The sequence below is a fragment of the Streptomyces sp. NPDC126497 genome, assembly GCF_040302425.1.
Taxonomy (GTDB): domain Bacteria; phylum Actinomycetota; class Actinomycetes; order Streptomycetales; family Streptomycetaceae; genus Streptomyces.
In genome coordinates, this window is record NZ_JBEORT010000169.1 from 1 (window position 1) to 7,204 (window position 7,204).

At 73.4% G+C, this 7,204-nt stretch carries 5 protein-coding genes; 1 reads left to right on the forward strand and 4 read right to left on the reverse strand.

The genetic code is table 11. The features are described 5' to 3' along the window. Positions 1 to 215: 215 nt before the first annotated feature. The 4 genes from ABTY20_RS34385 to ABTY20_RS34400 all read right to left on the reverse strand — a co-directional run bounded on the left by ABTY20_RS34385 (position 216) and on the right by ABTY20_RS34400 (position 4,266). Complete coding sequence (locus ABTY20_RS34385) at positions 216 to 410, reverse strand: ferredoxin (protein WP_352001076.1); 195 nt, start codon at positions 408 to 410, stop codon at positions 216 to 218. A gap of 88 nt (positions 411 to 498) precedes the next feature. Next, on the reverse strand, positions 499 to 1,680 hold the full coding sequence (locus ABTY20_RS34390; RefSeq protein ID WP_352001077.1) for a cytochrome P450: 1,182 nt from the start codon (positions 1,678 to 1,680) through the stop codon (positions 499 to 501). A 70-nt stretch (positions 1,681 to 1,750) separates the two neighbouring features. Beyond that, positions 1,751 to 2,809, reverse strand: coding sequence for a DegT/DnrJ/EryC1/StrS family aminotransferase (locus tag ABTY20_RS34395; protein ID WP_352001078.1), 1,059 nt, complete (start codon positions 2,807 to 2,809; stop codon positions 1,751 to 1,753). Positions 2,810 to 2,889: 80 nt separating this feature from the next. Continuing rightward, entirely contained in the window at positions 2,890 to 4,266 is a 1,377-nt protein-coding gene (locus tag ABTY20_RS34400; RefSeq protein WP_352001079.1) for a glycosyltransferase, read from the reverse strand. A 346-nt stretch (positions 4,267 to 4,612) separates the two neighbouring features. Here ABTY20_RS34400 and ABTY20_RS34405 point away from each other — a divergent pair, with 346 nt between their 5' ends. Further along, positions 4,613 to 7,165 carry an ATP-binding protein gene (locus ABTY20_RS34405; RefSeq protein ID WP_352001080.1) on the forward strand — a complete coding sequence of 851 codons (2,553 nt, stop codon included), beginning with the start codon at positions 4,613 to 4,615 and terminating at the stop codon, positions 7,163 to 7,165. Positions 7,166 to 7,204: the final 39 nt, after the last annotated feature.

Consider the following 7,204-nt stretch of genomic DNA (forward strand, 5'->3'; position numbering starts at 1 on the left):
TCCCCGCCGCTCTCCCGTTCGCCCGCGGCCCGCGGGCCCCCCGGCGGCCCGGCGGGGCCGCCGCCCCCGGCCGGTCCGCCGGGGGACCCGTGACGGGGCCGGCCCACGGGCCCGTCCCGTCACGGAAGTCCTTCCGTCCGTCACCGCCGCCCGCACGGCCGGGCCCGTGGGCACCCGTGCGTCCCGCAGGGCCGTCCGCCCCGCCGCGGGGGCGGTCAGTCCTCATGGACGGTGACCGAGCCGGACGGGCACAGGTCGCCCGCGGCACGGGCCCCGTCCGCGTCCGCCCCTTCGGGCTCCTTCACCAGCAGGGTGACGATCCCGTCCTCGTCCTGGTCGAAGACCTCCGGCGCGTTCAGCGCGCACTGGCCCGCTCCGACGCACCGTTCTCTGTCGACGGTGACGCGCATGCTCGTTGCTCCTCGTGGGGTGGGTACTCGGGCGGCGGTGGGACCGGGTGCCGCCGGGACCGTCCGGCGGCACCCGGGAGCCGGTGGCCTACCAGCGCACCGGCAGCTCGTGGAGTCCGAACAGGATCCCGTCGTACTTGAAGGCCAGCTCGTCCGGTGGGACGTCCAGTTCGAGCGTCGGGATGCGTTCGAACAGCTTGCGGTAGGCGATCTCCATCTCGACCCGGACCAGGTTCTGGCCGAGGCACTGGTGGACGCCGTAGCCGAACGCCACGTGCCGCCGCTCCGAGCGCTCCGGGTCGAAGGCGTGCGGGCAGCCGAACACCTCGGTGTCGTGGTTGGCGGCGGCCAGCAGCGGGACGACGCCCTCGCCCTTGCGGATGAGCTGACCGGCGATCTCCACGTCGTCGACCGCGACGCGCAGCGCCACCATGTCGGCCACCGAGTGCAGCCGCAGCAGCTCCTCCACCAGCCGCTCGCTGCCGATCCACCGCGGGTTCGCGAGCAGGGTGACCACACCGAGGCCGATGTTGTTGGCGGTGGTCTCGTGCCCCGCGATCAGCAGGAGCAGCAGCACGCCCGACAACTCGGCACTGGTGAGCTGCCCGGTGGCCAGCAGCCGGCTGATCAGGTCGTCGCCGGGCCACTTCTCCTTGATGGCGACCAGACGGTTGATGTAGCGCAGCAGTTCCCGGGTGGCGGTGGCCCGCTCCTCGTCGGTGGAGGTGCGGATGGCGACCAGGGTGCGGGTACGGGACTCGAAGAAGTCACGGTCGGCGGGCGGCACCCCGAGCAGCGAGGAGATCACCAGGGACGGTACCGGCAGCGCGAAGTCGCCGATCAGGTCGGCACGGTCGCCCGCGGCGAGCATCGCGTCGATGCGCTCGTCCACGATGCGCTCGATCGCCGGGCGCAGCTCGCGGACGCGCCGCACGGTGAACTCCGGGATGAGGACCTTGCGGAACCGGTCGTGCTCGGGGGAGTCCAGCCCGACGAACCAGCCCGGGATCTGGTCCTGCTTGGGCACCCCCATCGTCTCGCCGATGTTGGGGAAGCCCTCGTTGTCCGGATTGGCGCTGATCTTCGGGTGGGTCAGTACCGCGCGCACGTCCTCGTGCCGCGTCACCAGCCAGATCGGCACCCCGTTCGGCAGGTGGGACAGCACCAGGCCGTTCTGCTCGCGATGGCTCGCGTACTGGGACAGGGGCAGTGGTTCCTCCGGCGTGCGCCGGGGGAAGCCGACCACCGTGGGGCCGATGCCGGTCGTCATGTCCGTTCCTTCTTCCTCTTCCTGAGGTGTCCAGGGGTGCCGCGCGAAGTCGTCTCCGGGGCCCGGCGGTTCAGCCCGCGCAGTAGAACTCCCGGACGGCGCCGGTGATGTACTCCTGGTCGGCGGCGGTCAGTCCGGTGTGGGTGGGCAGGTACAGGCCGTCCTCGCCGAAGCGGTGCGCGTTCAGCGACGGCCACACCGGGTCGAGGTAGCCGGGCTGCCGGCTCATGGGCTTGAAGAACAGCCGGGTCTCGATGCCGCGGTCCGCCAGGTGGGCCCGGAGCTCCTCGCGGCGCTCGGCACGCAGGTCGTACATCCACAGCACGTCCCGCGGCGGCATCAGCGTGATCCCCGGGACGTCCTGGAGTCCCGCGTCGTAGCGGGCCTCGATCTCGCGGCGGGCGGCCAGGATCTCGTCCAGCCGCTCCACCTGGGCCAGCGCCACTGCGGCCTGCATGGCCGTCATGCGGAAGTTGTAGGCCAGCTTCTTGTGCAGGAAGCTGTGGTCGCGGGTGAACGCCATGGCCCGCAGGTGCGCGAGCTGCCCGGCCAGCCGCGGATCGTCGGTGAGGCAGATCCCGCCCTCGCCCGCTGTGATGATCTTGTTGGCGAAGAGCGAGAAGCACGCGACGTCCCCGACCGGCCGCACCCCGTGCGCCTCCGCCGAGTCCTCGACCACCCGCAGGTTGTACTGGTGCGCGATGTCCATCACCGCGTCCATGTCGCAGCGGCGCCCGTAGACGTGCACCGGCATCAGCGCCCTGGTGCGCGGGGTGATCTTCTCCTCGATCAGGGAGACGTCGATGTTCAGGTCGTCGCCGCAGTCCACGAAGACGGGTCTCGCCCCGGTGTACGTCACCGCCCAGGCCGAGGCCACCATGGTGAACTCCGGCACGATCACCTCGTCGCCGGGACCGATGCCCAGCGCGCGCAGCGCCAGGGTCAGCGCGGCCGTGCCGGAGGAACAGGCGACGCCGTGCGCCACGCCGTTCCACTCGGCGAAGGCCTCCTCGAAGCGCCGCACGTAGGGGCCCTGCGAGGAGATCCAGCCGCCGGTGACGGCGTCGGTGACGTACTCGAGTTCGCGCCCGTCGAGGGCGGGCCGGGAGACGGGGTGGGTGAAAGACATGCGTCCTCGCTGCGATGGTGCGTGCGGTGGCTGGGAGGAGGGGACGGCCGGCCGCGCACCGGCCGGCGGGCGGTCCGGCGTCATGGTGTCGGCAGCAGGCCCAGGACCAGGTCGGCCGCGGCCTTGCGCCCGCCGGCCGCCCGCTGGAGCGCGCCCAGCCGCTCCGCCCGCTCGCGGAAGGACGGGTCCTCGACGACCCGGGTGATCTTGTCGACGACGTCGTCCGGGTCGACGGTCCCCGGCCGGTCCAGGGTCAGGCTGATGCCGAAGTCACGGCCGCGCACCGCCTGGTCGAAGCAGTCCACCCACAGCGGCCGCACCACCTGCGGCTTACCGAAGTAGACACCCTCGTGATAGGCGTTGCCGCCGCCGTGCGAGAAGAACACCGACACCTTCGGGTGGGCCAGCACGTCCAGCTGGGACGGCACCCAGCTCTCCACCCGCAGGTTGCCGGGCAGCGAGCCGGCCGGCGGCAGCAGGTGCTGCTGCTCCTCCGGGAGCTTCCACAGGAACTGGTGGCGGTCCGACATCCGGCGGGCCACCTCCACCAGCGCCGCGACCTCCTCGCGGGTCAGCCGGGTGATGGTGCCGAAGCCCATGTAGACCACCGAGGACTGCCGGTCCAGCCAGCCGCTGAGGTCCTCCTCGTCCGGGCACTCCGGCAGCGGCGGCAGCAGGGCGCCCACCAGGCGGAGCTTCTCCGGGACGTCGAAGGGGTAGTCCAGCTCCCGGACGGAGGAGCACAGCACCATCTCGGCCGCGTCCACCCGGGTCATGGAGTTGGGCGGGGCGATGCCGAGCTCCTTGCGGATCGCGGCGTCCTCCTTGAGCGCCCTGCCCATCGACGGGTGCAGGAACATGAGGAGCGTCCGCCACTTGAACAGTGTGTTCGCCAGCCTCTGCCGGGGGGTCATCTCCAGCGGCAGGCCGGAGTTGGGGACCGGGAAGTTCTTCGGGGTGTAGGACGCGCCGAACGGGTTGTGCGAGGTCAGCACGTTGCTCGGGACGAAGGGCACCGACAGCACGTACGGAATGCGGTGGGCGAGCGCCAGGTCGACACCGAAGCCGCTCACGCAGTCGATCACCATCAGCGCCGGCCTCACCTCCTCGACCACCTTCTCCAGGGCGCGGTACTTGCGCGCCTGGAGCGTCGGCCTGTACGACTGCCGGACCACGGCGCGGTGCGCCTTGAACCGCGAGGACTGCGTGACCTCCCGGTACACGGCGTCGTCCCAGGTCACCGCCGACAGCTCGGACACCACCTCACCCAGCGAGGCGAACGACACCGCGGAGTCGGCGGCCAGCGCCGCCACGTCGTCCCGCCGGTGCTCGTCGGTGGCGAACCACAGGTCGGGCACGCCACGCCGGGCCAGTTCCCCGGCCAGCACCAGCAACGGGTTGAGCAGTCCGCTCTCGGGGAGACCGACGAAGAGGATCGGCCGGGCGGCGGAGTCCATGAGGGCCCTTTCACGAGGTGACCGCCGGAGCCGTCGACCGGCCGCGCGGGCACGACCGGCAGGCGGACAGGCGGGACGGGGTTGTCCGTGTGCGGCCCGTCGGCCGGGGCCCGGATCGGGCGGCGCCGGCCGCACCCCACCTTGATCTCACGGCCGTAACCAGGAAATCCTTAGACTTGCCCCGCGCGGCCGGACGGGACACCGGACGCGAGGCACGGGGCGAACCTGGGCCGGGGGACCAGGAGTTACCTGTACGGTGGGCGCACCGAGCGTTCCGTCTCTGCCGACGACGGAGGGCTGCCCATCGGAGCGTTGTCCCGGCTCAGCACGACGCAAGGGAGACCACGTGACGAACCGGGCACGGGCCGCCGGCCCGTCCCATCCCCTGATCGGCCGCGAGGCCCACCTGGGGAAGCTCGCCGCCAAAGCCGCCGCCGCCTGTGCCGGGCAGCCCCAGCTGATCGTCCTCGACGGTCCGGCGGGAGTCGGCAAGACCTCACTGCTGCGGGCCGCGCTCGACGACGGCGGACCCTGCGACGGCATGACCGTGTTGTACGGGGCCTGCAGGGCGATCGACTCCGGCAGCGGGTACAGCGGTGTACGCGCCCTGTTCGGACCGCTCAACCTCACCGCCCGCCGCGGCCGTGCCTCGTCGCTGCTGGCCGGGAACGCCCGCCACGCCCTGCCCGCCCTCGCCCCCGACCGCGTCGACGGGGACACCGCGCCCGGTGCCACCTACCCCGCGCTGAACGGCCTGTACTGGCTCGCCGCCGGTCTCATGGCGGACCGCCCCCTGGCGCTGGCCCTCGACGACGTCCACTGGTGCGACGAGCGGTCCCTGCGCTGGCTCGACTTCCTCCTGCGCCGTGCCGACGGAATGCCGCTGCTCGTCGTGCTCGCCCGGCGCACCGCCTCCGAGCGTACGGCCGGCCCGGCCCTGGCCGACCTGGTGGCCCACCACCGGTCCCTGGCGCTGCACGTGCCGGCACTCTCGGCCCGCGACGTCGAGACACTCGTCCGCCAGACCTTCCCCGAGGCTCCGCCGCAGCCGTCCTTCGTCGGCGCCCTCACCGCCGTGACCGGTGGCAGTCCCCTGGAACTCCAGCGGATCCTGCACAAGTTGCGTACCACCGGGGTGAGTCCCGACGACGCGGGCGCCCGGCGGGTCACCGAGCTCGGCGGGCGGGCCGTCGCCGCCTCCGTGCGCGAGGCACTGGAGGGCCAGCCGGCCGGAGTGCGCGAGGTGGCCCGGGCCCTGGCCGTGCTCGGCCCGGAACGGCCCGAACACCTCGCCGCCCTCGCCGGGGTGTCCGTCGTGCAGGCCGAGGAGGCCGTGGACGTCCTGCGCCGCTCCGCCCTCGTCCAGCCCGACCGGATGGAACTGGCGCACGACCTGGTGCGTGCCGCGGTCCTCTCCAGGGTCGGTTCCGCGGCCCTCGCCGATCTGCGTACCCGGGCCGCCCAACTGCTCAGCGACGTCGGGCGGTCCCCCGAGCAGATAGCGGGCCAGCTGCTGCTCCTCCCGCGAGCCGACCGGCCGTGGATGACCGCCGTCCTCCTGGACGCCGCCGCGCAGGCGGAGCAGCGAGGGGCCCCGGAGGCCGCCGCCCGCTACCTGGAGCGCGTCATGGAGGCCGGGCCCGGCACACCGGAGATCCGGATGCGGCTCGCCGGAGTCCTCTCCGAGACGGACCCGGCCCGCTCCCTGACCCTGCTGCACGAGGCACTGGCCCTCACCGGAGACGTCCGCACCCGTGCGACGATCGCGGTCCGGTTCGCCCTGACCTGCCTGCGCGTCCAGCGGTCGCCCGAAGGCGCCCGCGTACTGACCGAGGCCCTGGACGCCCTTCACGCCGCACTCGGCACCGCCCCCGAACCCGCCGACCGCGAACTCCTCACCCTGGCCGAGGCCACCCTGCTGATCGTCGGCGCCGACGAGAAGAGCACCCTGCCCGCGGTGCGCGAGCGGGCCGCCCTGCTGTCCCCGCCGCCCGGGGACACGTTCGCCCAGCGCCAGCAGCTCGCCATGCTCGCCGTGCTCACCGCGACGGACGGCCGCTCCGCCGCCGAGTCGGTCCGCCAGGCCCGGCGCGCCCTGCGCTCCCCGGGCGCGGAACCCGGCGCGTGGTCGCTGCTGCCCGCCTCCCTCGCGCTCTCCCTCGCCGACGAGACCGGCGAGGCGCTCGACGCGCTGGAGACGGTGCTGCGCGACAGCCGGCGGACCGCGGCGGTGTGGACGTACGTCCTCGCGCTCTCCACCCGCGCCTTCGTCCACCTCGACCAGGGCGGCGTCCCCCAGGCCCTGGCGGACGCCCAGAGCGCCCTCGACCTGCTCGGGGAGGGGAACTGGGGCGAGGGCGCCGTCCTGCCGCAGATCGCCTGCGCGCTCGCCCTCACCGAACACGGTGAGCCCGGCCGGGCCGAGGAGGTGCTCGGCACCATCAAGCGCCCGCGCATCGAGGCCTTCGCCTGGGAGTACCACTGGTACCTCATGGCGCGGGCGCGGGCACGGTACGAGTGCGGCGACCCGGAGAGCGCTCTTGAGCTGCTGCGCACCTGCGGGGACTCCCTGGACCGGACGGGACTCGTCAATCCGGTCCTGGCCCCCTGGTGGCTGGACGCCGCCTGCCTGCTGGCGGAGTCGGGCCGCTTCGACGAGGCCCGGGCGGTGGCCGGCCACGGCGCCGGACCCGCCGAACGCTGGGGAACCCCGCGTGCCCTGGGCTACGCCGCCCTGGCCCGCGGCGTCGCCACGCCCGGCCCGGAGGGAACCGCCGCGCTCCGGGAGGCGGTGCGCCGGCTGGCGGCCTCACCGGCCCGCGCCGAGCACGCCCGTTCACTGCTGCTGCTGGGCCGGGCCCTGCAGGCCGACGGCGCGCCGGGCGAGGCGCGTAGGTAGGAAACAAAGTGTAGGCACCATTTTTCTGTATCTACGGCA

Coding starts and splice junctions, on each gene's coding strand:
- ABTY20_RS34385 (WP_352001076.1), bottom strand. CDS start 410: ATGCGCGTCACCGTCGACAGAGAACGGTGCGTCGGAGCGGGCCAGTGC.
- ABTY20_RS34390 (WP_352001077.1), bottom strand. CDS start 1,680: ATGACGACCGGCATCGGCCCCACGGTGGTCGGCTTCCCCCGGCGCACG.
- ABTY20_RS34395 (WP_352001078.1), bottom strand. CDS start 2,809: ATGTCTTTCACCCACCCCGTCTCCCGGCCCGCCCTCGACGGGCGCGAA.
- ABTY20_RS34400 (WP_352001079.1), bottom strand. CDS start 4,266: ATGGACTCCGCCGCCCGGCCGATCCTCTTCGTCGGTCTCCCCGAGAGC.